This is a genomic window from 'Nostoc azollae' 0708 (assembly GCF_000196515.1).
Classification (GTDB): domain Bacteria; phylum Cyanobacteriota; class Cyanobacteriia; order Cyanobacteriales; family Nostocaceae; genus Trichormus_B; species Trichormus_B azollae.
Genome location: NC_014248.1, coordinates 3,973,902 through 3,999,144, shown reverse-complemented (window position 1 = coordinate 3,999,144; position 25,243 = coordinate 3,973,902). Strand labels below are relative to the sequence as shown.

Below are 25,243 nucleotides of genomic sequence, written 5' to 3'. Positions count from 1 at the left end.
ATACTATTCCTATAAATCCCGAATTACATCACTAAATGCTTTATTCTCTTTCATATTGGGAACATTCCCCGCCTTAGCCTGTACTAACCAAAGCAGGTTATTAACCCGATCACAATAAACTGTATCAATACCATTATCATCCCCTCCATTGATAATCGAGTGAGCAGCTTGAGGGGGAGTAATACTAGCAAGATGAGCGATCGGAAATGCAGCTAAAGAACGACTCAAACGATTTTTTTATGTTGTTCTAGTGTCCGATTTTTCTGAAGTTCAGTCTGAAGTTGAGAAATCATTGGAAAATAATCCCGTGTCAGAACTTCAATAATTTGAGTCTTTTGGGCTTTTGTATTCAGCTTAGACATGAAGCCATCGCTAGTATTGGAATTGTTTTAATACATCATCCCAGAATAGGGTACAGCCCGGATACTTATCTTCAAAACAGCCACAACCAAAGCGGGAGAGTCACTAACAATACCATAGACCCCATTGCTAAAGCTGTTACTGCCAAATCACGATCTAAATCAAAGGTTTCGGCTATTACCAGTGTGGCAAAAGCTGGAGGCATGGCCATTTGTAAGACTATTACCTGTGCTGCTTCACCAGTGACACCAAAAAGCGATAGAGTGCTGCCTAGAATTAGGGGGACTAATAGCATTTTGATGAATAAACTGATTCCCGTTCACCAGTGACACCAAAAAGCGATAGAGTGCTGCCTAGAATTAGGGGGACTAATAGCATTTTGATGAATAAACTGATTCCCGCTGGTTTGAGTTGGTACCAAGAATTCAGCCGTGAAAGTCTCATGCCAATTAAAATTAAAGATAAAGCTATAGCACACCAAGCTAATTTCTCTAGGACAATTTCCACCATATTGGGGATTGCAACTTGACGGAATAATAACCCAAATCCAAAACTCGAGAGGGCAGGATTGATTAATATAGCCTTAGCCATCTATCCATGATTTTGGATTGTGTTGCCAAAACGAGTTGCGAGTAATACACCCAAGCCATAAGCTCCGAAAACTGACCCCAATAAATCGTAAAATAATGCCCAGGCAAAATATTCTTTCCCGACCATTGCTAAGGTGATGGGAAAGCCTAGATAACCTGTTTTACCAAGCATTGACGCTAGAATTAAACTACCTTGGGTTGATGGTTGGGGTTGGGAATTTTTTAAATAGGCTTGACCTTTGATCACTAACCAGGCTAAAAGTGCTCCTAGTAAAATGGCTAAGTCAGCGATCGCTGGTGCAATCCAAATCTGTTCTGATAAGTATTGCCGCAAAAAAGCGACAATACTTATCGGTACTCCTACCCAAAACAGAAACTGACCCAAATGAGTAGGAGTTATGCTGGCAGGTAATTTACCTTCCAGCATAACTCCTACTAGCACTAATCCTAGCAAATTGATATATAGTTCTAAGAGGTTTCTCAAAATTTTACCTCAACTAGAGATATAAAATGATACCTGTTACGTTAATTCTTTCCAATTGAGAATTTTGAATATCATCAAAGAAAATGATTCTAACCGATGAAAACTGAAAAACTAATTGAATTAGTTTTTCATAAACTAAAATCTAAAATCTAAAATCTAAAATTGTACACAACCAGGAGTGGACACTTGAAAAAGGCTGGGTTTCCAGAAAAACCGCAAAACTCATCATCAGATCCTGGTGATGATATTCCAGCTGCTATACGCGATACTCCTGATACCCGGTCTAGACTGCGCGTGCAACCCCTAGTTTTGGTAATTGGGGGAGTAGTAGGATTTGTTCTGCTGGCTATAACTAGTGGTTTTTTATTTTTTATTACAGGACCTAAAGAAAATGCTGATTCTCAACCAACACCAGTTAGTTCTATACCAATAGCCACTAATACCCCAGCTACTAATAATGATACGGTTTTGGGACATTTAGCATATCCCGAAGCACCAGAATCAGAACTGTTAGCAATTACATTTGATGGACGGATCAAAATGCGACAAGCAGCAGCCGAAAGGTTTCAGCAAATGGCACAAGCGGCTAGAAGTACAGGTATAATTTTAGCGCCAATTTCTGGCTTTCGTTCAGTGAAAGAACAAGAACAGTTATTTTTTAATGTGGGCGCTCAACGTAATCAAACCCCTGCCCAAAGAGCCGCCCTCAGCGCCCCTCCTGGTCATAGTGAACATCATACAGGCTATGCTGTGGATATAGGAGATGGAGCAGTACCAGCAACTAACCTACAAGCTAATTTTGAGGATACCAAAGCCTATCAGTGGCTACAAGCTAATGCTGCACGGTTTAGTTTTGAGATGTCTTTTCCCAAAGATAATGTTCAAGGTGTGAGTTATGAACCTTGGCACTGGCGTTTTGTAGGCGATCGCAACAGCTTAGAAACATTCTACAAACCTAGAAATCTCAAACCAGCTAAATGATTGGGCATTGGGCATTGGACATTGGGCATTAGCAATTAGGTTCTTCTTCCGTTGCCAGCCCCATCTCCCAGTCCTCAGTCCCCAGTCAATTTTTCTGATACTTCCCTGGATGCTTGTGTGCGAAATATTCCTCCATGATTTCTAAAATCATTGGTGCAGCCACACTACCACCACCACCACCGGAATGTTCAGCAAAAGCCACAATTACAATTTCTGGTTTATCCGCAGGTGCATAAGCCCCAAACCAAGCATGATTTTGTTTGGATCTGCCCTTCCAAGCTTCCGCTGTCCCACTCTTCCCGGCTGTTGGGGGAATAGTTGGTTTATTCAAAGCTTTACCTGTACCTTCAGATACTACTTTCCGCAATCCTTCACGGAGGATTTTGACAGTTTCTGGCTTCATATTTAAAGATTTGCGCCACCTTTTTGCGTCCCCATTGTCCTTAAGTAAATGTGGCTGCACTCGATAACCACCATTAGCGGGGACAGCGAACATCACAGCCACTTGCAGAGGTGTCGTTTGTAAAGCACCTTGACCAATAGACATATTAATAGAGTCACCTACAGTCCAAGGTATTTTCCAAACTTTGCGTTTCCAGTTTTCATCAGGAACTAACCCTTTGGCTTCTTCTGTGGAGAACTCAAAGCCAGTTTGTTCACCAAAGCCATATTTACGAGTCCATTCAATCAATTTATGACCCCCTACTCCTTTACCAATTTGATAAAAGAAAGTATCACTACTCCACTGCATAGCCCCGACAAAACCTAATGGACCAAATCCCGCATGGTTCCATTCACCAAATCTTGTTCCACCAATGGTTAAAGAACCATAGGTTTGTAGCACCGTGTTAGGAGAAAACTTACCCGATTCTATTCCCGCTGTTGTAGTGACAATTTTAAAGGTACTAGCAGGTGGGAAAGCACTTAACGCACGATTAACCAAAGGATGCTCCTCACCTTGGACGGTTTTCCAGTCTTTTTGAGAGAGTTTTTGTTTAGAAAAAATATTGGGGTCAAAGGTAGGATGGGAAACCATTGCTAAAACTTCACCATTGTTAGGGTTGAGTGCTACAATTGCCCCATTCCGATTACCCAAAGCTTTTTCTGCTGTCTTCTGCATCTCTATATCTATAGAGAGGTGCAAATCATTACCAGCTTTGGCTTGTTTTTCTCCCAAAACCCGCAGAGGTCTACCAGCACCATCCACTTCTACTTGCTGACCACCCCATTGACCCCGGAGTGTTTTCTCATAGGCTTTTTCTACTCCCATTTGTCCAATCACGTCACCGAGACGATAGCCTTCAGGCTTCCTCTTTTTTAACTGTTCTGCTGTTAGTTCACGGGTGTAGCCGAGTATATGCGCCAATTCTCTACCTTGGGGGTAATAACGCACAGCTTCCGTATTTATTTCTACATCTGTAAGTTCTGTTGCATATTCTTTTAACGCTGTAATTTGCGCTTCAGTCACATTACGGGCGATGCGAATTAGAGAAGCCGAGTTAGCCCCTGCTTGTTCTAATTTACCTTCCATCTCCTCTTCAGAAATATCCAGAATTTGGGACAGACGCTTGCCCACAACTGGCCATGAGGGCTTAGTATGTGCCATTGGCCACAAATACACAGAATGGGGATAGCGAGTAGTTGCTAACAGTTTGCCATTACGGTCAAAAATATTGCCTCTTTCCGGTTGTTTGGGAATCATCCGAACCCGGTTAGACTCTGCCCGTTGACGAAGTTTTGAACCATGAACAATTTGTAAATAAGCTAAACGAGCGCCTATTCCCGATGTCATTAATAAAGTAAGTAGTATTAAAAATACTGACTGGAAACCACGCCCAACGGAACGGGTATTTTTTTGATTACTAGGTAGTGATGGGAATATAGCCATAATAATAACTAAAGATGCTTGAAATTAATATTATCAATGCTTTACATCTGTCACCCGCTCTTAAGAACAAAATAATAGCAAGTATATTTTTAATAAGAGTGTTGTCGCCAGCTACAATAAATCACAGTGTTACTTGTAGTCTAAGTTAATAGCCTACATTGATTAACCAAGTTTCGTCATATTATGGCATTCTACTGAAGACTATGGCTCAAACTGTGATGCAGAATCAGAGGGGTGTAAATAATTTTCAGCCGCTTGATGTTGAACTGCGTAATGTATTCAAGTTCTTCAACCAAGAACCAGCAGTACATGGCCTGGACTTGGATGTGAGACAGGGAGAGTTCTTTAGTATTTTAGGCCCTTCAGGTTGTGGTAAGACAACTATACTCCGCCTAATTGCTGGATTTGAAAGGGTTGACGCAGGTAAGTTGCTGATTCAAGGCCAGTCGATGACTAATGTGCCTCCTTACCGAAGACCTATAAATACAGTTTTTCAAAGCTATGCTCTGTTTAATCACTTGAATGTGTGGGATAACATTGCTTTTGGACTGCGGTTAAAAAAAATCTCCAAATCCGAAGTTGATAGCCGGGTGACAGAAGCTTTAAAACTCGTGAAAATGGAAAGTTTGCGATCGCGCTTACCTTCTCAACTGTCTGGTGGTCAACAACAACGAGTGGCTTTAGCTAGGGCTTTAGTTAATCGTCCCGCTGTCTTACTCCTAGATGAACCCTTGGGAGCATTAGATTTAAAACTGCGTAAGGAAATGCAGGTTGAACTATGCAATCTCCACAAGGAGTTAGGATTAACATTTGTGATGGTGACACACGATCAGGAGGAAGCATTATCTTTATCTGATCGCATAGCAGTCATGAATCAAGGCAAAATTGAACAAATCGGTATTCCCAGCGAAATTTACGAACATCCTCAAACTCCTTTTGTCGCTGATTTTATTGGTGATACTAATTTATTCAGTGGGGAAATTACCACAGTTGAGTCCGAGTGTGTCAAAGTGTTGACCAAAACAGGACTGTCTATTGTTGCTGGTCGTACAGAAGATACACCTATTGGATTATTGGAAGCAGTAGTATTAAGTGTGCGTCCAGAAAAAATTCAGATTTCTCTTTATCAACCAAATCTACTAAGCAACTGCTTTGAAGGCAGGTTAGTTAATATCATGTATTTAGGTACTCATGTTAGTTATGTTGTGGAATTAGCCAATGGCATAAATGTTAATGTTTTACAACCCAACACCTTTGGCAGCTTACCAGATTGTCACACACCCATCTATCTTTGGTGGGCAGAAACTGACTGTTTAGCTATTAGTCAAGTATCAAGGGTAAAAAATCCATAATGACTCAAATGACTAACAGAAGACTATTCCTAAAAAGAATGGTAGCACTTTCTAGCCTGTCTTTAAGCAGTTGTGGCTGGAGATTAGCTAATGTGAGTACAAATTATACTAACTCTGGTGAAAGTGACAGCCTATCTATATACACATGGAGTCAATATACTGATCCAGAATTATTATCTACTTTCACCACCCAAACTGGGATAAAAGTGTTAGCAGATACTTATGATTCCAATGATATGATGCTGGCTAAATTGCAAGCTGGAGGTATAGCTACTTACAGCATTATCTATCCATCTGACTATATGGTAGAGAAGATGGTAGAGAAAAATTTATTAATAGAAATCAATCATCAACGCTTAATAGGGTTAGAAAATTTATTTCCCCAATTTCACAACCCACGTTATGACCCTAATAACCATTATAGTATTCCCTTTAATTGGGGAACAACCGGGTTACTTTACAACTCAGAAAAGCTGACAACTCCACCAGAAGATTGGGAGTATCTTTGGCGAAACCAAGATAAACTTTATAAGCGCATGACCTTGCTTAATGATGTGCGGGAGGTGATGGGTGCAACATTAAAAATGCTCGGTTATTCTTACAATTCACAAAATGAAATGGAAATTAAACAAGCCTATGAAAAATTGTTGTCATTGAAACCTGCGCTCGCAGCTTTTGATACCGATGCTTGGCAAAACCAAATTCTGGCAGGAGATTTATTATTAGCCATGTGTTACTCTGCCGATGGAATCAAAATATCCAAAGAAAACGCCAAACTTAAATATGTGATTCCTCGCAGTGGTTCTTCACTCTGGACAGATACTATTGTCATTCCCAAAACAGCCAATAATCTCCCTGGAGCATATAGTTGGATTAACTTGCTGCTAAAACCAGATGTAGCAGCTGCAATCAGCAAAAGACTAAATATTGCTACTCCCAATCGTGCTGGTTTTGAACAATTGCCAAATCAGATTCAAAATAATACTAACCTCTTTCCTCCACAGGGAATTTTAGATAAGTGTGAACGAGTCACTCCTATAGGCAAATTTGAAGAGGTTTATGAGCGATATTGGACTCAATTGCTAGCATGAAGCAGAAAAACTTCAGGAGGTTTTTCCTCCCCTACACCCTTACACCCTTAAAACCTAAAATTGGTACTGAGTCGTGTCTATTCAAAGTCCTAATTCCCCAACAGAATCCCCTTGTAATATTGCCAAAAAAGTGAAATTAAATCACTATAATAGCGAATTCATAAAGCCTTTAGCGTTACTTGCACCATCTGGGATTTGGTTATTACTATTATTGTTGCTACCAACATTAATAATTTCTGAATTAAGTTTAGTTAAGGATATTGCTCCAGGAGATATTGTTAATCCTGATGGTATTCAAAACTATATACGTATCCTCCAACCACTTTATTTACAAGTAATATTCAATTCTCTATTGTTTGCAATCAACACAACAATTATTTGTTTAATTCTGGGTTTTCCAGTTGCTTATTGGATTGGTCAAATGGCACCAAAACGCTGGCGTAATTTGCTGTTATTAGGGTTTGTTCTACCATTATGGACTTCTTCTTTATTACGTTCCTATGCTTGGATTACTATCCTACGTCCTACAGGATTATTGAATAGTTTACTTACCAGTTTAGGTTTACCTGCTTTGGAATTATTGAACCGTAATCCAGCGGTATTAATTGGTATGAGTTACAGTTTATTACCCTATATGGTTTTAGTTTTATATGCTTCTTTGGAAAAACTAGATCAACAGTTATTAGAAGCTGCTGCTGATTTGGGTGCAAATCCAGTGCAGACTTTTTGGAGGGTGACAGTACCGCAAGTTTTTCCAGGTATTGCGGCTGGTTCTTTGTTGGTATTTATTACTGCTTTGGGGGATTTTATTGACCCAGAATTACTTGGTGGTGCTTCTAGCATGACAGCAGCACGGTTAATTTATAATCAGTTTCTGGGTGCTACTCAAAATTGGGGTTTTGGTTCAGCATTGAGTATGACGTTAATTTTGGTGGTGAGTATTGCGATCGCACTCGTCATTAAATTTGGTGAAGCTACACCTAACAAATAGGAATTATATGCAATAATTATAACCAGTAAAGCCTAATTTTAGTTACAGTTAGCTAAACTCTCAACAGTAGCCAGAAATCCATGCTCTAAATAAGGTTTAGTCAAATAAGCTGTTGCACCCAATTCTTGAGCTAACTGACGATATTTTTCAGAACTACGACAAGTGAGAATTACTAGAGGTTTTTTAGCTAAAGCCGGATTTTGACGGATATGGCTTAACAATTTAAATCCATTCATCCGTGGCATTTCTAAATCATAAATGATCACTTCAAATTCAGGATCTAACTGTAATTGTTCGAGAGGTTTGCTGATTTTAAGTATGAATTTGTCTCAAGCAAAGACCTAAAGAAAGAAAAAGAAAGGTAACTTCGGCATTGCATACTCTGATTCAGCAACGCCAATTTTGAATATATAAAAAAAGTCCGCAGATGCGGACTATGGACATTGGATAAGGTTAAGTTGTCACCAAGAGAGCCTACAAGATGTTAGACTTATTTGTATTTTCGCTGACAGAAACTAAAAAATCAAGTCTATAAGTGTAATTATTAGGACATAACTCCAGGAATTAAGTCTAATAAGTTAATTATTTTAATTATGAATATATAGCAATGCAAAATGAATTGCAACTACTCTATAATTCCTATGAATACCAATGGGGTAATAATCTGAAATTTGTCAGTTTGTTTGGGTCAAGAGTAAAAATTTTTATCTTCCCGTTTATTCTTTAACCGACAAATATTGGACTGATATCCCAGATTCCGCACTTCATTTCGTAGCACGGATACATGTATAAGCTGATTATAAATAGCCCCGTAGTAACCACATAGTTGAAATAGTAAAAAAATAGACAACACAATAAAAAATGCCAACAACTTGGAACTCGTAAGTATTGATAATAAATTCAGGATACAAGATGAGAAGATGAATATAAATGAGCCTGAATTAAATAAAAATACCCAAAAATATGAATTACTAAAAATAAGAGTTTGAGAGTAAGAAATGGGATCACTTAGGAGTAATATATGAGATAGGAATCGTAGAAAAAATCAATAATATATTCTGAATAGATAGTAGAGAGAAAGTGAATACAGGAGAAATAGTCAAAGCAATCATTATGGAATAGGTTTTCTATGGAGACCATTATATTTATTTCCTCAACTTCTTGAGGAAAAAGCCATAGAACATTTATTAGGAGCGAGAATTGAAGGGGAAGATTTAAATGATGATAAAATAGGCAGAGTAATGGATAAGCTATACAAATATGGATTAACTGAATTCTTCCTAATAATTGCCTTAGAAGTAGTAAAAGAATATGGAGTAGCAACCAAATATTCCCATTTAGGTTCAACCTCATTGCATTTCCATGGAGAGTATAATAATTGCCTAAATAATTTAAGACAAGAATTATTGGACATTTCAGAGCCAGTGCGTTGGGCTAGTGCCCCGACTTGTTAGAGAAGGTCCTCTGAAAGAGGCAGCAACTGGCGTATGTTTTCAAGGGATTTATTTTCTGATTACACAACGAGTTCATAGGATTCTGAACTTGACAGAGGAGCGTTATCAAATTTTCCAATTTCTAGCTACAGCTTATCAAAAGTATTATTTATTTTCTTAGTTTTCAAATCTCTAATTCACTATTGCATAGTCTTGTATTTTCATAAGTGAATGAAAAATTCAAATTCAACATTGTTGTCTAACTAGCTTTTTTTACACAATAAGAAAGCTGGAACTTTAACGTGTACAATTTATATTGTCATGGCTACTGGATTTTTAAAAACTATAGTTCTGAATTCCCTGTAAATGTAGTTTGTTGATGCTACTTCTTGAAGTGCAGACCGTGGGATCTATTTGATGTTTGTGTATCGCTGACAAGACTGAAAACTCAGACATAATTAAAGGATTTATGTCAGCAAGTTTTTTAAACTGTCAGAAATTACGCAACTCATATAGGATTCCTCTATTTGATAATTAACCAATTTCTCAAACATTCTGACTCCTGAATACCTCCTCACTCTAATGAAAGACCTCATAAGTGATGACCTATGAGGTCTAAAGATTTTTAGGCACAGTTGAGGAAATTACCAATAGTTATCAGTTGGAGTAGGTCATTTCTCTACTGATAAAATTTTGGTAAAGTTTATTAATATCTCAAACCTGCAACCTAAAAGCTCACAGGTCAATTACTTCAATACTCTACCAGACATTATCAAAGATAGGTAGCCAAATTGGCTGTTTTTATCGACCTGTGGATGATGACTAATTATTAGATAACTCAACTATTTTGGGTATTCCAACTAATTGGTAGAGCTTATCTTCAAATTTTTCGCTACATACTGACCAATCAAATTCTAATATTGAAGGACGAGATTGCTTAGATAATTGTGCTTTGAGGTCAGAATTTTCGAGAATTTTAATTATTTTCTCAGCAAAATCTTTGGGGTTGTTGGGTTGAGCAAGAAAGCCATTATAACCAATGATCACTTGTTCAGGAGTTGAAGGAGCGATAGCTGCAACTACAGGAGTTCCAGAAGCTAAAGCTTCGTTATTTGTAGTGCAGAAGTTTTCCGTGACTGAAGGGTTAACAAAAACATCGGCTCTAGCGAACCATCCCAAAAGTTCGGTACCGTGAGATTCACCCCAAATTGTTACTCCAAATGGGAAAGCTTGAGCGCGGCGACGAATTTCTTGATCTAAAGGTCCGCTGCCAATAATAACTAAGTGGACATCGGGAATTTTAGCAGCAATGAATGGAAATGCATCTAAAAGTTGAGTGACATTTTTCTCTGCTGTGATGCGTCCAACGAAGAGAATAGTTGGGCGTTGATCATTAGGTCTTGGGTCATAACAGATGTTCCGGGGGTGAAATTTTTCACAATTAATTCCTTGATAAGGAACGTATTCAACCCGTTTACATTTGAGCTTTTGGTATTTAGATAGTTGTTCTCTAGATGGAAATAAATTGAGACTATACGCATTACTAAACTGCTTCACTAAAAGAGGAACGATTGGGCGTAGTAAACTGAAGAATACATCTCCTAAATAATATCGGATATAAGCCACGATATCAGTATGAAACACGGAGATAATTGGGGTTTTGGTACGTTTAGCGTATTCAACTCCTATCGGCCGACCATAGCCTTGCAAGAAAATTGAGTATAACCCCCTCATCTGTGCTGCTTCTTCAACAATGATAATATCAGGCTGAAATTTCTCTAGTAATTTAGTATCGCTCCAATGGCGATAGTTGAGTGGTTGAGGTAGCGATTTGTAGAAGATTAGTGGTTGTGTAGGAAAGGCGTAAGATGAAAATCCAGGGAAAGATTGTAGTTCTTCTAGTCCCGGCATGGGACGATTACTAACTATTTTAGGATACTGATTGTTTATTTCTGGGTGGATGAGAAAAACTTGATGTCCTTGTTCAAGTAACCAACGTACTCGCTGATGTACTGCGACTGAAACTCCTGTTAAGAATGGAGGAAACAATCCTGTAAATAAGGCGATGCGAAGAGGTTGTTTTTTCATTGGGAAGTAACTATTTCATGAAATGGCTGGGTTAGGATTTACGCAGCTACTCTTTCATGAAAATGTTGGTGTTTGTATCTGCAGATTAACAAAATACCAATATGAAGTTACAGAGAAAGTTTACCATCGATTGGTTGATCTAACCATTGATAAGGATGATATTCAACTAAGTGAACATTCCAGGGTCCTTGGACTTTATAAGTAAGTCCGCGCCATGTAACCTTTGACATCCAAAGAGAAGATAGGATTGCCAATCCATAAACCCACTGTGTTAGAGGAATGGCAATTAACATTTTTATGATTGTGGTTAGTGAAACTTGAGGAGTCACTTGACCTTGAGAGCGAATTACCTCTTGTACTCCTAGTTCCATTACTAGCATCAACAAGAGTAATCCGATGGTGTAGATGCTATAGGATTTAAATAGGGAAACTGACCCATTCCATTCTGTTGCTAACAACAATTCTAAAGCTAATATGATAGTCACGGTGGGAAATAGAATACTTGAAACAGCATCACTGACTAAAGCTAACCAATTGGGGTGATAAAGTCGTGAGCAAAGTATTAAGCGTTTGACAGATGCGAATAAATTGGTTAAGTCGCTTTCTTCTCGGTTAACCATTAACAAGGAAGGGACGAATTTAATTCGTAGTCCATGTTTTTTGATAATTTTATGCATGAGCATATCATCACCAAAAGCTTCTCCCCATTTTTTAAGTAATTCTGTTTGGTTTAGCAGTTCTTTTTTAATTGCTAAACTGCCACCCCAAGGAACTTGAAATAGGAACATTTGCACAACACTTGAGACGTTGCCAGCATAGCGTACTAAAGAACCCCAATATTTACCTGTGGGTACATACCAACGGTTTCCTGTTGTTAGTCCCACTTTGTCATCGGTGAGAGGACTAACTAATTCTCTTAACCAATTGGGATGAACTATAGTATCTGCATCTACTAATGCAACTACTTGGTAAGAATCATCTAAATCTGAGACAGCTTGCACCAAAGAACTGCATTTAAGACTACAATTATGGCGTACTGTTCTTAAGGTGCTAATTTGAAAATTAGTTGCACCAATTTCGGTGATTGCCTCTTTGACAATTTTAAAAGCTGGATCTTCTGGACTATCTATGATCAGCTTTAGATCATACTGGGGGTAGTTTTGTTTTAAGAGGGATCGTACACAATTAGGTAAATATGGATCAGCACCTCGTAAACAAAGAATTACTGCCGTTTTAGGTAACTGTTCATCTGATGATAAGGGTTGTTTGTATGAACGCAGATACCAGAAAAATACCAGCGTCAAACATACTTGAATTACCAACCAACCTATCAAAGACTTAGACAGAAAGGTAGTCAAATCTTCCATAGAATTACGGGTTGGGGACTGGGGATTAGGGACTGGGGATTAGGGAGATAGGGAAACATTAATCAATAGGTATTCCCTATTCCCTTCTTACTCTCACCTATTCTCTATGGATCAAGAGAATATTTAATGGTGATATTGATAGTGGTATCTTTGGTCATTTTAAAACTGGCTTTTTGGAATTTTGGTGTACCAGTTTGGATGGAAATAATGGGGTTTCCGGAAATTCCAAAACCTTCTTGAGGAATACCAAAAAAGTCCTTATTGAGTTTCTTATCACCATTTTGGTCATCAACTACGGCAACAGCATAAGTACCAGGTTGTACTCCCCAAAATACTTTCTTCACAGAATTGCCAGTAATTTTAGTACAGCCACTTTTAATTTCACTAGAATTCCTCATAGGAAATCCTTTTTCAGAATCGTAAACTCTGAAGCAAATTTCACCTGTTTTGTTACGGATACCATTCACTACTACAGTTAGTTTTGTAGTTGGTTCTGCATGAACAGTATTAGCACAACTGAAACTTAATAAAGTTGCCAGCAATAAATAAGAGAGGCGAGATGTTTTCAACATATTAATTGATGCCAGAGTAATGGGATGAAACTTGCGCTTTTGCTGCTTTGGTTGTTGCCAATTTCTGTGAAAGTAATATCTTTGCAGCCATCCACAAATCTTTAATTAATAAAGATTCATTTCCAGATAGCTTTTTGCCAAGGTTAAAATAACACAGTAATTGCTCATTTAGATTCAGTGAACTCTGACTGATTGAAAGTAGATATTCCTTGAGAATTCGCCAATGAGGAAATAATATTTTCCCCTTATTAGACGAGTCAAACCACACTGAATAATCATAAAAATTTGGTAGCTTATCTAATGAGTATCGAGAATTATTGTTGGTAAATGACAAGTAATTTGGAAAGAACATACTCAAAGATTGTTGAGGATGACTCCTTGCAAAAAATAAGTATTCAGGGATTTCATAAAACTGTCCAACCATACCCAGTCTTAATAAGAGAATCCCATCTGCATTACCGTAACCACCCATAGGAGGTATTTTTTTCAAAGCAGATTTGCGAATTATACCATACATTTGATAGCACAAATGTTTAGTTAATAATTCATTAAATCTAACCTGTAATTTCGCTGAATTAGTATTTAGATTAATGTTGTAATCTTGCAGAGGCGTACCCTGTTCATCAATAAAAGATGTATGAGAATGACACAAGATATAATCAGGATTTATCTCAAGTACCTGCATACATTTACTGATAAAATCAGGAGCGTGTAAATCGTCATAAGCTGCCCATTTAAAGTATTCGCTTTTAGACAATTCTAATACGCGATTAAAATTATGCGCACAACCAATATTAGTATCATGACGATAGTAATAAATACGTTGATCTTGTGCAGCGTAATTTCTACAAATCTCTTCAGTATTATCTGTAGAAGCGTTATCTGAGATAATTAGCTCAAAATCGGTAAAAGTCTGATTTAACAGAGAGTCTAAAGACTCTTGGAGAAATTTCTCACCATTGTATACAGGTAGCCCAATACTTAATTTCGGCTGAAATTTATACATACATCATTCCTCAATAACTTATACTAATGCTTGTGTTACTTCATCAATTTTTGAACATCAGTTTTTTGCAACCATTGATGTGTACGTTTCATCCCCTCTTCCAAATTAACTTTGGGCTTATAGTTTAATATGTTCGTAGCTTTAGCAATGGAATAAGGATATGGACGACTCATAAAATCGACGGATTCAGGCAGAATATCAGCTTTTTTGCGAAATAATTTTTGTCCTTGATTTCTTACCCGTAAAAATAATTTCATTTCCTCTTTAGGCAGAGACATAGGTGCGGGTAAAGCTTCCATTGCTGCCAGGTGAATAAAATAATCTTTCCAAGAAGTTTCTTCACCATCTGTGACATTAAAAATTTCGCCGTAAGCTTCTTTTTCTATTGCTAAAAAGATGGCATCAATCAAGTTATCTACATATAAATGATTCATCACACCTTTACCATCATTTGCATAGGCAAATAATTTTTGTCGCATCATGAGAACTGGTCTCACTATCCAAGGGATACTTCCTGGTCCATAAACATCTCCAGCACGAATGATAATCACGCCAAAATCTGGTGGTGAATTCAGTTTTACAACTTCTATTTCGGCTTCAATTTTTGTTTGACAGTAGGGATTATTATCGCTTGCAACTGTTCCCGTTTCTGTAATTTGATTGGCATAGTTAAAGCCATAAACAAGGACAGTGGAAAGATGTAGAAATGTTTTCACACCAGCTTGCTTTGCGGCTTTGGCTATATTGAGAGTACCACCAACATTTATTTCTCGAAAAGGCTTAATTTCTCCAGCTTCTTCTGCTAATTGACAAGTATGTAGAATAATGTCTACTCCCTGACAAGCTCGTTGAGCAATTTTTTCGTCAGTGATGCTGCCAACGATTATTTCAACTCCTAAATTTTCTAGAGTTTGATCCTGAACTGAAGAACTTTGTATTCCCTTGACTTTCATGCCTTGAGCTATAGCTAATTCAGCTGCACGTAAGCCAATAAATCCGTCAATTCCGGTGATCATAATAGTTTTGTTGTTCAAGTTCATAGTATTGATGAGTAAATATTGAGGCTTGAATTCTTGAATTTTTTCCAGCTTACTTAGAAAATATCAGCCGGATCTGCAGAGCGAAGTTTATTAATAGCTAATGCTCCAGAAGTTATACAAATTAGAACTGTAGAAGTTAAAACAATTAAGGCATTATTAGAAGTCATAATGATTGGTAATTTAGTTACTTCCATCGCAAAATCATATAAGGTAACGGAGAAAATAAATCCTGGTATATAAGCTAATAAAGCTAAGATTAATGCCTGTTGAAAAACTACATTTAATAAATAAGCATTAGGGTAGCCAATAGCTTTTAATGTTGCGTAGGCAATAAATTGAGTAGCAATATTGCTGTAAAGAATTTGATAAACAATAACTACACCCACCACAGAGGCCATAGTTAGCATGAGATTAAGTATGAAACCTATGGGTGTTCTAGCTGCCCAATATTCTTTTTCGAAATTAATAAAGCCTTTACGAGTAAATATCTGTACATCATTAGGTAGACTTGCTTGCAAATCTTTTAGAACCTCATTTGGGTCAAAACCTGGTTTGACTTTAATAATACCTACATCTATGTTTTCTGCATGACGGGTATTAGGATTAATCTTTAAGAAAGTTGAGTCGCTAACAATTAAATTTCCATCGACACCAAAGGACGGTCCTAAACCGAATAAACCACCGACTCTGACTCGATAACCTTGAAGAGAATCAAAGGGAAAGATTTCAATTGTTTGTTCAGTATCTCCTTGCTCAAACTTTTCTGCTATTGGACCGAATTCTGGGCGAGAATTCTTGTCAAATAACATGACATCAGTATTTTTAAGTATATCCAAATTATTCTGGACTTCTGGTAGATTCATCACTGGTTTTCCTGGGTCAAAACCTATGACATAGATTGAATATTTTTCGCCAGTAGCAGGATTTTTTAATTTGGCAAATTGCAAATATATAGGGCTAACTGATTCGACACCATTAAAACCTAATGTTTGGTATAAACGATTTCGAGAAAAACTTTGATTAGCAGTCAAAGCTTTATATTGAGAACTGACTAAAAACAAATCACCCTTGAGATTTTGATGTAATGCTGTAGCACTAGAATAAAGTGCATCTTGGAACCCAAGTTGAATAAACATCAGCAGTACAATAAAGGCTATTCCGGCTACAGCTACAAGAAAACGTACTTTTTGCTGGGCAAGCTGTAGCCATGCTAAAGGGATTTTTACAATCATATATTTTGTTAGTTGTCAGTGGTAATTGGTAATTGGGTTATTCATATCCCCATGTTCCCTATTTCCTGTTACCTATTCACTGTCACCTATTATTAATGACTAAATTTGGATAGCGACATCTACTTGCAAGTTGGTTAAGCGAGACACTTTTTTGCTATCAGCAGGATTATCTATGGATATTTTGACCTCAACTATTTTGCGGTCTGTATCTGAATTGGGGTTAATACTAAAGATATTTTGTTTGTCAATTTGCCAACCAATTGCTTTCACAGTTCCATGTATTTTTTCAGGAAAGGTAGCACTGGTAATGATGGCTTTTTGACCTACACGCACTTTTTGAATATCGGTTTGATAAACTTCAGCAAGTACACTCATTTCTGCTGTTTTACCAAGTTCAGCAAAGCCGGATGTAGTGATGACTTCGCCATTTTTAGAACGAATTTTCAAAACTCTGCCATCTATGGGAGATTTGATGTAGGTTAATTCGTGATCTGCTTTGGCTTGTTGAATAACAGTGTGGATGCTTTTGACTTCACCTTCTGCTAAGGCCACATCAACACCGCGTACTTCTTTAATACTGTTGAGTTTAGCTGTGGCTTCTTTAATTTGATCTTGCAGTGTGTTTTGAGTACGGATAAGAGTGGCTTTAGCTTCTGTTAACTGTTGTTGTGATGTCTTCAGTTGTAAGGCTTTGGTATCTGCAATGGAAGCAGAAATGGCACCGTCTTTATACAATTGCTGATAGCGATCGCTCTCTTTTTGAGCATTATCTACTTCAGCCTGAATACGGTTAATTGTAGCTGTTTGAGCCGCATTTTCTCCTTTTAGTTGCGAATCTAACCGAGCCATTGTTGCCTTTTGAGCATTGATATCTCCGGGTTTGGCCCCAGCTTTTACCTGCGCTAGTTTAGCTTTAGCGATTAGCAACTTATCAAAGGCTTGTTTTATCGCTATCTTAGAACGAGCATAGTCATCTAAATAAGCTAAGACTTGCCCCGGTTTTACCTCGTCTCCTTCACTAACTAACAGTTTTTCTACACGCACACCGTTAATGGAATTGGGAGCAGATAAATAAGTAATTTTACCTTGTGGTTGCAAGCGTCCCAAAGCAGTTACGGCAAGTTTTACAGGAGTTGGTTTGGGGGAACTACGTAAGGAAAAAGGAATCTGAGAATTAGGTTTCAATTTTAATTGAGAAAAACTGTAAAAAGATAGTAACCCTGTAGCTAAAGCAATGGAAGCGGCTAAAATTATTTTCCACTTCTGAGCGGCTCTTTTCAATAACCGGCGTTCTTTATTTAATGCCATATTTTTATTCCATTTTTGCTCATAGATAGTTATCATAGCTATATCAGTGTAGGTATTTAGCTAAAATAGATAAGGCTGAAATCTAACAAGGATAGCTATTTACAAAGTTGTCACTTTCTCCAAATTAACACGAATGAATTGGCTACCATCTGGTATTAGCTGACTGCTGAATGGAATGCTGAATTATTACGTTTTTACTTCCTTAAGCGAACGTAATTGAGGGGCTATAGATTACAATAACAAGGGCAGAACTAACGGTGATATTACTTTCAGGTATCCTCAGTTGTATCTTGAATGGTTATTTTATCATGTAGCGGTAAATACCAAATTGCTAATCCGCAATCTCAACTTGTAGATATGAAGAATGGTTGATCTACTCAAGTAAAAAATACTGGATAAACTCAAATTTAATCTTGCCAAAAATATTTGGGTTTGTCAAGAAATTAAATTCTATTGTTTAATTTCCATATGCATAAAAAATAATTTCGTACTCATAGAGCTAGCTCAAATCATCTATTTGCTCTGGGTTATTACATTAGCCACTCATGATTTAACGATTAAATATGTAATTTTCTTATCAAATCAGGATTTATCAACTGATAATATCTAAATTCCCTTACATATTAGCTGGTTTTACAGCCTTGGCTAATCCATTGGTGTTTAAGTAAACATATCCTAAAGATCAATATTTGCTTTATAACTAACTATTTTGAGGAATAAATTGAGTTATCTTATAAATAAATATATCAAAAACCGAGGCTCAATTATCATGCCTCGCTGAAAAAAAGATATTTATGTTCATGGTGAGGAATTGTGTATTTAATGATTTGTAACTAGCTAGACAATCTGTTTAGTTAGCTGAATGAATCAAGGAAAAACTACTCAACCACACCTAAGTAATAAAACATTGATTGAGAAATTTAGTCTAAGATTATACGCTTGCATTAATTGAATATTCAAAAGTAAGTTCATGATCCAAATACCTTTTTTATAAACTTAGTTTAAATGAACTATTTAATTTCTATAAGTTGTGTTAGTCTTTGTATTAATTCAATATTTAAAAGCAGCAAGGCAATTACTAAATCAACTGAAAGTAAAAAGGAAAAAATACTATAAACCAGCCACGTTGTGTTCAGAACAGTTTAAGTGTTCTTTTATATCGGATGAATTTTGATTCAAAGTAGTGTTCCTTCTGTAACGAGTTTAGCAGCTTTCATTGGTCAAATCCCATAAAATGTATTATCCTGAACGGTGAAACTGAACATGACATTGAATAAGATTCAGGATGTTGCAATTAACACCAGCTACAGTTCAAAATGTGCAAGAGAAAAGTCTATTTCTGATTTCATGTCTAAACGTCAGTTCTTATTGTTTAATTGGGATTCGATTCTTGAAAATATATCCTATGCAGATTGCATACTACAACAGGAGTCAGGAGTCAGGAGTACAACTGTCTTGCTGTCTAGGTTTCAATTTAGATTCTGTACCTCATTGATCTGCAATGTGCTGTATTTACCAATCTAGTATCGAAACAAATCCCAGAAGATCTTACCAATTTTTGTAATTAGAACGACCAATTACCAAAATATCAAGGGTCGTACATTGTATAGTATTTTCTCACTATTACAGCGTTGCCACATTCCCTGAAGACACCAGAAATGCCAATTATTTAGATGCTTAAACAAGGTAGTATTTACCGTGTGGTGTTGATGGATGAAAAACTTAATTCCTTACGCATCTACGTGCAATACTCTTTCTTAAAAGAGATCACCTTATTATTTCTAAGCAACAGAAATTACTGTAGCTAAACAATCCACAGTCCTTAAGATTACTGTATGCCATTATGTCTGCTGATTCTATTAATACTGCCTTGGCAGAGTTAGAGAGCCTTGTTAACAGTTGTGAAAAGGATTTGATTCGGTTTATAGGGGAAAAAAAAATGAAATCAGAAAACCAAATGTCAACTCACAAAATTAACAGACAACTCCAACAAAATCCTATAGCAATTGTTGGTATGGCTTCTCTACTACCACAAGCCAGAAGTTTACGCCAATATTGGGCGAATATTGTTAATAAAATTGATTGTATTATTGATATTCCTGAGAGCCATTGGAGCGTTAAAGATTACTACGACCCTAACCCCAGAACACCAGAAGATAAAACCTATTGCAAACGCGGTGGATTTATTCCTGAAGTTGATTTCAACCCGATGGAATTTGGTATTCCTCCCAGCACTTTAGAAGTTACGGATGTATCGCAACTGTTAAGTTTGGTAGTTGCGAAAGAAGCGATGGAAGATGCTGGTTATGGTGAAGCTCGTGAATTTAGTCGCGATTATGTAGGGGTAATTTTAGGTGTAGCTCAAGCCAAGCAATTAGGAATACCTCTATCTGCAAGGTTAGAATATCCGATTTGGGAAAAAGTTCTCAAAAGTAGTGGTTTATCTGACGAAGATACTCAGAAAATCGTCGGTAAAATTAAAAGTGCTTATATCAAATGGGATGAAAATGCTTTCCCTGGAATGTTAGCAAATGTGGTGGCAGGAAGAATTGCCAATCGTCTCAATTTTGGCGGTACTAACTGTGTAGTTGATGCTGCTTGTGCTAGTTCTTTCGGTGCTTTAAAAATGGCTATTAGTGAGCTAGTTGAACATCGTAGCGATATGATGCTGACTGGTGGAGTAGATACAGATAACTCCATTATGGCTTACATTTCTTTTAGCAAAACTCCTGCTGTTACTCCTAGCGATAACGTCAAACCTTTTGATGCTAAATCGGACGGGATGATGTTGGGTGAAGGTATCGGAATGATTGTTCTTAAACGTCTCGAAGATGCTGAAAGAGATGGTGATAAAATCTATGCCGTTATTAAAGGTATTGGCACTTCTAGCGATGGCCGCTACAAGAGTATTTATGCTCCTCGGAAAGAAGGACAAGTTAAGGCCTTAGAACGTGCTTATAATGATGCTGGTTTTTCTCCTGCAACTGTGGGTTTGATGGAAGCTCATGGTACAGGAACAATGGCTGGAGATCCAACTGAATTTGGATCTTTGCGAGACTTTTTTACTCAATATGACAACAAAAAGCAACACATTGCTTTGGGTAGTGTAAAATCTCAAATTGGACATACCAAAGCGGCAGCAGGTGCGGCAAGTTTAATTAAAACTGCTCTGGCGCTACATCACAAGATTTTACCACCAACTATCAATATTACTGAGCCAAATCCTAGGCTAGATATTCAAAATTCTCCGTTTTATTTGAATACTGAAACTAGACCTTGGATACGTGCAGAAGGTCAAGCACCAAGACGTGCGGGGGTAAGTTCCTTTGGTTTTGGTGGTACTAATTATCATGTTGTTTTGGAAGAATACGAAGCAGAGCAACAGCAAGCTTATCGTTTACATAATGCACCGAGTGAAGTCTTACTATTTGGTTCTACTCCGGCAGAGTTGATTACGAAGTTAGAAGCAACTTTCAATAATTTGCAATCTAACGAGGGAGAAAGACATTACTCTCAATTAGTTCAAGAATCGAAGTCTGTAGCTATTCCTCAAGCTGCTGCCAGAATTGGGTTTGTAGCTGAGAATCTGCAAGAAACTTGTAAGTTACTGAAAGTTAGTATTGATTTGCTGAAGAATAAGCAGTCAGCAGTTTCTTGGGAACATCCTCAAGGTATTTATTACCGTGCTTCGGGGATGGAACTGGTTGGAAAAATTGTGGCTTTGTTCTCTGGACAAGGTTCTCAATACCTAGAAATGGGTAGGGAAGCGGTGATGAATTTCCCTCCTTTGCGTCGGTTGTATAGTCAGATGGATGGTTTGTTAATTAAAGATAATTTGCAGCCAATTTCGGAAATTGTTTTCCCCCATCCGACTTTTGAAGAACCGGAAAAAAATGCTCAAATTGCCGCTTTGCAAAGAACTGAATATGCTCAACCTGCTATTGGGGTGTTTAGTGCGGGACTGTATTCTATTTTCCAGCAAGCTGGGTTTAAGTCAGATTTTGCCGCTGGGCATAGTTTTGGTGAATTGACAGCTTTGTGGGCGGCAGGAGTGCTGACTGAGGAGGATTATTTGTTCTTGGTTAAGTCTAGAGGTCAAGCGATGGCTGCACCGAAAGACCCAGACCATGATGCGGGTAGTATGTTAGCGGTGAAGGAAGATATTAATAAAGTAGAAGCGGTGCTGCGGAATTTTCCCCAGGTGGCGATCGCTAACTTTAATTCTCCCACACAGGTTGTACTCGCTGGGCCAACTGGTGAAATTAAGAAAATCCAGCAAAAGTTCCAAGAATTGGGATATGGGGCGGTATTGTTACCAGTTTCCGCTGCTTTCCATACACCGTTAATTGCATTTGCTCAAAAATCATTTGCGATCGCTACTAAGTCAGTAGCTTTCCAAAATCCTAAAGTTCCCGTTTTCAGCAATGTTACCGGTAAAGAATATCCCCAAGAACTATCAGGAATTCAAAGAGTTCTGGAAGGACACCTTTCTAGTTCAGTGCTGTTTAAGCAAGAGATTGAAAATATCTATGCTGCAGGTGGTTACTGCTTTGTAGAATTTGGACCCAAGGGGATTCTCGCCAACTTAGTCAAAGATACTTTAGGTGATCGCCCTCATCTTACCGTATCACTCAATCCCAGCACACAGAAAAATAGCGATCGCTCCCTCCGAGAAGCAGCAGTACAACTGCGCGTCATTGGTATGGCTTTAAGCAATCTCGACCCCTACCAACTACCCCCAGTTATATCCGCAACTCCCACCAAAAAAGCATTAAACGTCAAGTTAAAGGGTGTTAACTACATTTCTGAAAAAACCAGAAGTGCCTTCACGGAAGCATTACAAGATGGATACAAGATTAAAGGAGTGCAGGAATCTGGAAATTTAGAAGTTAAGAATTCTGTAATTCCTACAACTCGTGTAACTCCTTCTACTAACGGCCATAACGGAAACGGACACAAAAAAACACCTGTAATTACTTCTCCACAACAGCCCCAGATGAATCCTGCCAACTTTTCAAATCAAGTAACCAAAGAATTATTACCTACAGCACGTTATGCGATTGCAGAGCGTCTAGGAGGGAAAATGGAAACATCAGATCAAAATAACAACTTCCAACAGGTTCTAGAAAGTTTAGAAAACCTCCTGAACCAGTTTCAACATAACCAAGGCGATAATTTACAAATTCACAGCATATATCTCAACCATCAAATGGAATATGCCAAAACATTTTTCCAACTGATGCAACAACAGAACACCCTGTTTATTAACAGGAACTCTTCAGAAACTGCCTACATTAAACAAGTAGTTATGGAAAGCTTCGAGCGTAGCATGATGCAGTTTCACAACCAACAAGCTGAAACCCTCCGCATTCATGAACAATATCTACGCGAACAAGTAGAATACACCAAAAACTTTTTCCAACTAATTCAACAAGAATATTCTCTACTAATTGACGGTACAGAAATAACTCAACCCGTAATACCTCCTCAATTTACCGAGACACATACTAACAGTCTACGGGAGTTGATGCCCCCAAACCCAGAACCAACTATTACAGAAACAGTTGTTCCTCCTACGGACAAAATAGTAGAAACCCAACCCGTAATAGAACCCGTAATTCAAACAATCGCACCTGTAATAGAAGCACTTCCCCTGTCTAAAATTGCAGAACCACTCATAGAAATACCTACCCGAGTTGTAGAAAAGCAACCTGAACCAGTGGCACCTGTAGCGTTAATTCCTGAACCTACAACTTCTGGAGTTAATATTCGTGAACTAGGTAAAAACCTCCTCAACATCACCAGCGAAAAAACAGGTTATCCCATCGAAATGCTCGAATTCGATATGGATATGGAAGCCGACCTGGGTATTGACTCCATCAAACGGGTAGAGATTTTGGGAGGATTGCAAGAATTATACCCTGACCTACCCAAACCCAACCTAGAAGAACTCGCAGAAAAACGTACCATTGGTCAAGTCGTCGAATATATACAAAAACAGGTGATAGGTGAAAGTGTACAGGTGACAGAGAAGAAAGCAGAGGAAGGAGCGGAACAATTACCTCTTCGCAGTTCCCAGTCCCTAGTCCCCAGTCCCCAACCCCCAGAAGACAGCAACAAATATGCTGATTTAGCTCAAACCCTGTTAAACATCACCAGTGAAAAAACAGGTTACCCAGTCGAGATGCTAGAACTAGATATGGACATGGAAGCCGACCTGGGTATCGACTCCATCAAACGGGTAGAAATTCTGGGAGGAATGCAAGAAGCATACCCCAACTTACCCAAACCAAATATAGAAGAACTAGGCGACCTACAGACAATTGGACAAATAGTTAACTACCTCCAGAAACTGGTGGGAGGTGAAAAAAAAAAGCTTGACTTTGACCAAATAACAGCAGATTCTCACGTTCCAGAAGTGGTAAACTTAACCCCACCACCAGTAGTAGACCCAAATCTTCCCCGTCGTCCGGTAAAACTAAAAACCCTACCTCGACCAGATTTTTGGGAATGCAAACCACCAGAGGGACACATTGGTTTAATCACCGATGATGGTTCCCTGACCACCACCAAACTCACTCATGCACTCATAAAACAAGGTTGGAAAGTAGTAGTTTTGAGTTTCCCCCAATCATTAATTCCAGAACAATTGCGATTACCAGCAGACGTTACCCGCATCACCTTGGCAAACATGAGTGAAGAACATCTGCAACTACTATTACAAAGCATAACCGCTAAACACGGAAAGATTGGGGCATTCATTCACCTACATCCACAATTCACCACTTCCTATCCAGAAGCAGAAAAAGCGATTGTTAAACAAGTATTTTTGATGGCGAAACATCTCAAGCAATCGCTCAACACAGCCGCTAATTTAGAAGGAAGAGTTAGCTTCTGTACAGTTGCCCGTCTCGACGGTGCATTTGGATTAGACTACACAGAAAACTTTGGAGTTATCGGTGCAGGATTATTTGGATTAACCAAAAGTTTGAGATGGGAATGGCCACAAGTTTTTTTAAGAGCAATTGATTTAAGCCCAACCTTAGACCCGCACCAATCAGCAGAATATATTGTTGCAGAACTGCATGATTCTAACAGATATATCAGTGAAGTTGGTTATAACTCCAAAGGACGAGTCACACTTATAGCCGCAGCCGAATAACCTGTATGGTGGGCAATGCCCACCATACAAAAATGGTGTTTTGAGCAAAGGCGCAAAGGAGCAAAGACGCAAAGGAAGAAAAGAAGAAGATAAGTAATCTTCCACGAGGAAGGGAGTAATTATAGGTGTGATATAAATCCATAAAAACTCTCATCTTCGTTTCTGTACCTCTGCATCTTTGCGTGAGTAAATCATAAATTCACATAGCTTGATTTGCATAAATTGTGAAATTTAAAATCTAAAACTTTGTGCCTTTGCACGAAACACAATTCATATTTTTAATCAGCACTCGGAAAAT

The 25,243-nt window shown here is 38.0% G+C and carries 14 protein-coding genes and 3 pseudogenes; 6 read left to right on the top strand and 11 right to left on the bottom strand.

Annotation, left to right across the window (positions count from 1 at the left end; genetic code table 11):
- Positions 1-9: 9 nt before the first annotated feature.
- Positions 10-228, bottom strand: a complete 219-nt coding sequence (locus AAZO_RS18665) for a hypothetical protein (protein ID WP_013192447.1) — start codon at positions 226-228, stop codon at positions 10-12.
- Between the two features lie 205 nt (positions 229-433).
- Positions 434-1,434: pseudogene (locus tag AAZO_RS18660) on the bottom strand (AEC family transporter).
- Between the two features lie 186 nt (positions 1,435-1,620).
- Here AAZO_RS18660 and AAZO_RS18655 point away from each other — a divergent pair.
- On the top strand, positions 1,621-2,415 hold the full coding sequence (locus AAZO_RS18655; protein ID WP_013192445.1) for a M15 family metallopeptidase: 795 nt from the start codon (positions 1,621-1,623) through the stop codon (positions 2,413-2,415).
- An 85-nt stretch (positions 2,416-2,500) separates the two neighbouring features.
- Here AAZO_RS18655 and mrdA read toward each other — a convergent pair whose 3' ends face one another.
- The gene (gene mrdA, locus AAZO_RS18650) at positions 2,501-4,303 is read right to left on the bottom strand and encodes a penicillin-binding protein 2 (protein ID WP_013192444.1); all 1,803 of its coding nucleotides are present in this window, start codon (positions 4,301-4,303) and stop codon (positions 2,501-2,503) included.
- A gap of 203 nt (positions 4,304-4,506) precedes the next feature.
- Here mrdA and AAZO_RS18645 point away from each other — a divergent pair, with 203 nt between their 5' ends.
- From AAZO_RS18645 to AAZO_RS18635, 3 genes are all read left to right on the top strand, one after another.
- The gene (locus tag AAZO_RS18645; RefSeq protein ID WP_013192443.1) at positions 4,507-5,655 is read left to right on the top strand and encodes an ABC transporter ATP-binding protein; all 1,149 of its coding nucleotides are present in this window, start codon (positions 4,507-4,509) and stop codon (positions 5,653-5,655) included.
- 8 nt (positions 5,656-5,663) lie between these two features.
- Entirely contained in the window at positions 5,664-6,746 is a 1,083-nt protein-coding gene (locus AAZO_RS18640; protein ID WP_041643424.1) for a polyamine ABC transporter substrate-binding protein, read from the top strand.
- 130 nt (positions 6,747-6,876) lie between these two features.
- Complete coding sequence (locus AAZO_RS18635; RefSeq protein WP_228371282.1) at positions 6,877-7,737, top strand: ABC transporter permease; 861 nt, start codon at positions 6,877-6,879, stop codon at positions 7,735-7,737.
- 38 nt (positions 7,738-7,775) lie between these two features.
- Here the strand turns inward: AAZO_RS18635 and AAZO_RS18630 are convergent.
- Positions 7,776-8,036, bottom strand: a pseudogene (locus tag AAZO_RS18630) (response regulator); the annotation flags it as partial.
- 718 nt (positions 8,037-8,754) lie between these two features.
- Here AAZO_RS18630 and AAZO_RS31285 point away from each other — a divergent pair.
- Positions 8,755-9,140: pseudogene (locus AAZO_RS31285) on the top strand (DUF4277 domain-containing protein); the annotation flags it as partial.
- A gap of 852 nt (positions 9,141-9,992) precedes the next feature.
- On the opposite strand, the gene AAZO_RS18625 reads toward AAZO_RS31285, so the two are convergent.
- The 7 genes from AAZO_RS18625 to AAZO_RS18595 all read right to left on the bottom strand — a co-directional run bounded on the left by AAZO_RS18625 (position 9,993) and on the right by AAZO_RS18595 (position 17,783).
- A complete protein-coding gene (locus AAZO_RS18625; RefSeq protein WP_013192440.1) occupies positions 9,993-11,258 on the bottom strand; it encodes a glycosyltransferase in 1,266 nt (421 codons plus the stop codon).
- A gap of 107 nt (positions 11,259-11,365) precedes the next feature.
- A complete protein-coding gene (locus tag AAZO_RS18620) occupies positions 11,366-12,625 on the bottom strand; it encodes a glycosyltransferase family 2 protein (protein WP_013192439.1) in 1,260 nt (419 codons plus the stop codon).
- A gap of 104 nt (positions 12,626-12,729) precedes the next feature.
- Positions 12,730-13,197 carry a DUF2141 domain-containing protein gene (locus tag AAZO_RS18615; RefSeq protein ID WP_013192438.1) on the bottom strand — a complete coding sequence of 156 codons (468 nt, stop codon included), beginning with the start codon at positions 13,195-13,197 and terminating at the stop codon, positions 12,730-12,732.
- Position 13,198: 1 nt separating this feature from the next.
- Positions 13,199-14,203: a glycosyltransferase family 2 protein gene (locus AAZO_RS18610; protein WP_013192437.1), complete on the bottom strand. Its 1,005-nt coding sequence runs from the start codon at positions 14,201-14,203 to the stop codon at positions 13,199-13,201.
- 35 nt (positions 14,204-14,238) lie between these two features.
- Positions 14,239-15,243: an NAD-dependent epimerase/dehydratase family protein gene (locus AAZO_RS18605; protein WP_013192436.1), complete on the bottom strand. Its 1,005-nt coding sequence runs from the start codon at positions 15,241-15,243 to the stop codon at positions 14,239-14,241.
- A gap of 53 nt (positions 15,244-15,296) precedes the next feature.
- Positions 15,297-16,475 carry an ABC transporter permease DevC gene (gene devC / locus AAZO_RS18600; RefSeq protein ID WP_013192435.1) on the bottom strand — a complete coding sequence of 393 codons (1,179 nt, stop codon included), beginning with the start codon at positions 16,473-16,475 and terminating at the stop codon, positions 15,297-15,299.
- Positions 16,476-16,574: 99 nt separating this feature from the next.
- Entirely contained in the window at positions 16,575-17,783 is a 1,209-nt protein-coding gene (locus tag AAZO_RS18595) for an ABC exporter membrane fusion protein (RefSeq protein WP_041641411.1), read from the bottom strand.
- Between the two features lie 1,843 nt (positions 17,784-19,626).
- On the opposite strand from AAZO_RS18595, the gene AAZO_RS18590 reads away from it, so the two are divergent.
- Positions 19,627-24,945, top strand: coding sequence for a type I polyketide synthase (locus tag AAZO_RS18590; protein ID WP_013192432.1), 5,319 nt, complete (start codon positions 19,627-19,629; stop codon positions 24,943-24,945).
- Positions 24,946-25,243 lie beyond the last annotated feature (298 nt).

What these genes read in the sequence shown, in the direction of transcription:
- mrdA (WP_013192444.1), bottom strand. Translation starts at nt 4,303, where the DNA reads ATGGCTATATTCCCATCACTACCTAGTAATCAAAAAAATACCCGTTCC.
- AAZO_RS18645 (WP_013192443.1), top strand. Translation starts at nt 4,507, where the DNA reads ATGGCTCAAACTGTGATGCAGAATCAGAGGGGTGTAAATAATTTTCAG.
- AAZO_RS18640 (WP_041643424.1), top strand. Translation starts at nt 5,664, where the DNA reads ATGACTAACAGAAGACTATTCCTAAAAAGAATGGTAGCACTTTCTAGC.
- AAZO_RS18625 (WP_013192440.1), bottom strand. Translation starts at nt 11,258, where the DNA reads ATGAAAAAACAACCTCTTCGCATCGCCTTATTTACAGGATTGTTTCCT.
- AAZO_RS18620 (WP_013192439.1), bottom strand. Translation starts at nt 12,625, where the DNA reads ATGGAAGATTTGACTACCTTTCTGTCTAAGTCTTTGATAGGTTGGTTG.
- AAZO_RS18615 (WP_013192438.1), bottom strand. Translation starts at nt 13,197, where the DNA reads ATGTTGAAAACATCTCGCCTCTCTTATTTATTGCTGGCAACTTTATTA.
- AAZO_RS18610 (WP_013192437.1), bottom strand. Translation starts at nt 14,203, where the DNA reads ATGTATAAATTTCAGCCGAAATTAAGTATTGGGCTACCTGTATACAAT.
- AAZO_RS18605 (WP_013192436.1), bottom strand. Translation starts at nt 15,243, where the DNA reads ATGAACTTGAACAACAAAACTATTATGATCACCGGAATTGACGGATTT.
- devC (WP_013192435.1), bottom strand. Translation starts at nt 16,475, where the DNA reads ATGATTGTAAAAATCCCTTTAGCATGGCTACAGCTTGCCCAGCAAAAA.
- AAZO_RS18595 (WP_041641411.1), bottom strand. Translation starts at nt 17,783, where the DNA reads ATGGCATTAAATAAAGAACGCCGGTTATTGAAAAGAGCCGCTCAGAAG.
- AAZO_RS18590 (WP_013192432.1), top strand. Translation starts at nt 19,627, where the DNA reads ATGTCTGCTGATTCTATTAATACTGCCTTGGCAGAGTTAGAGAGCCTT.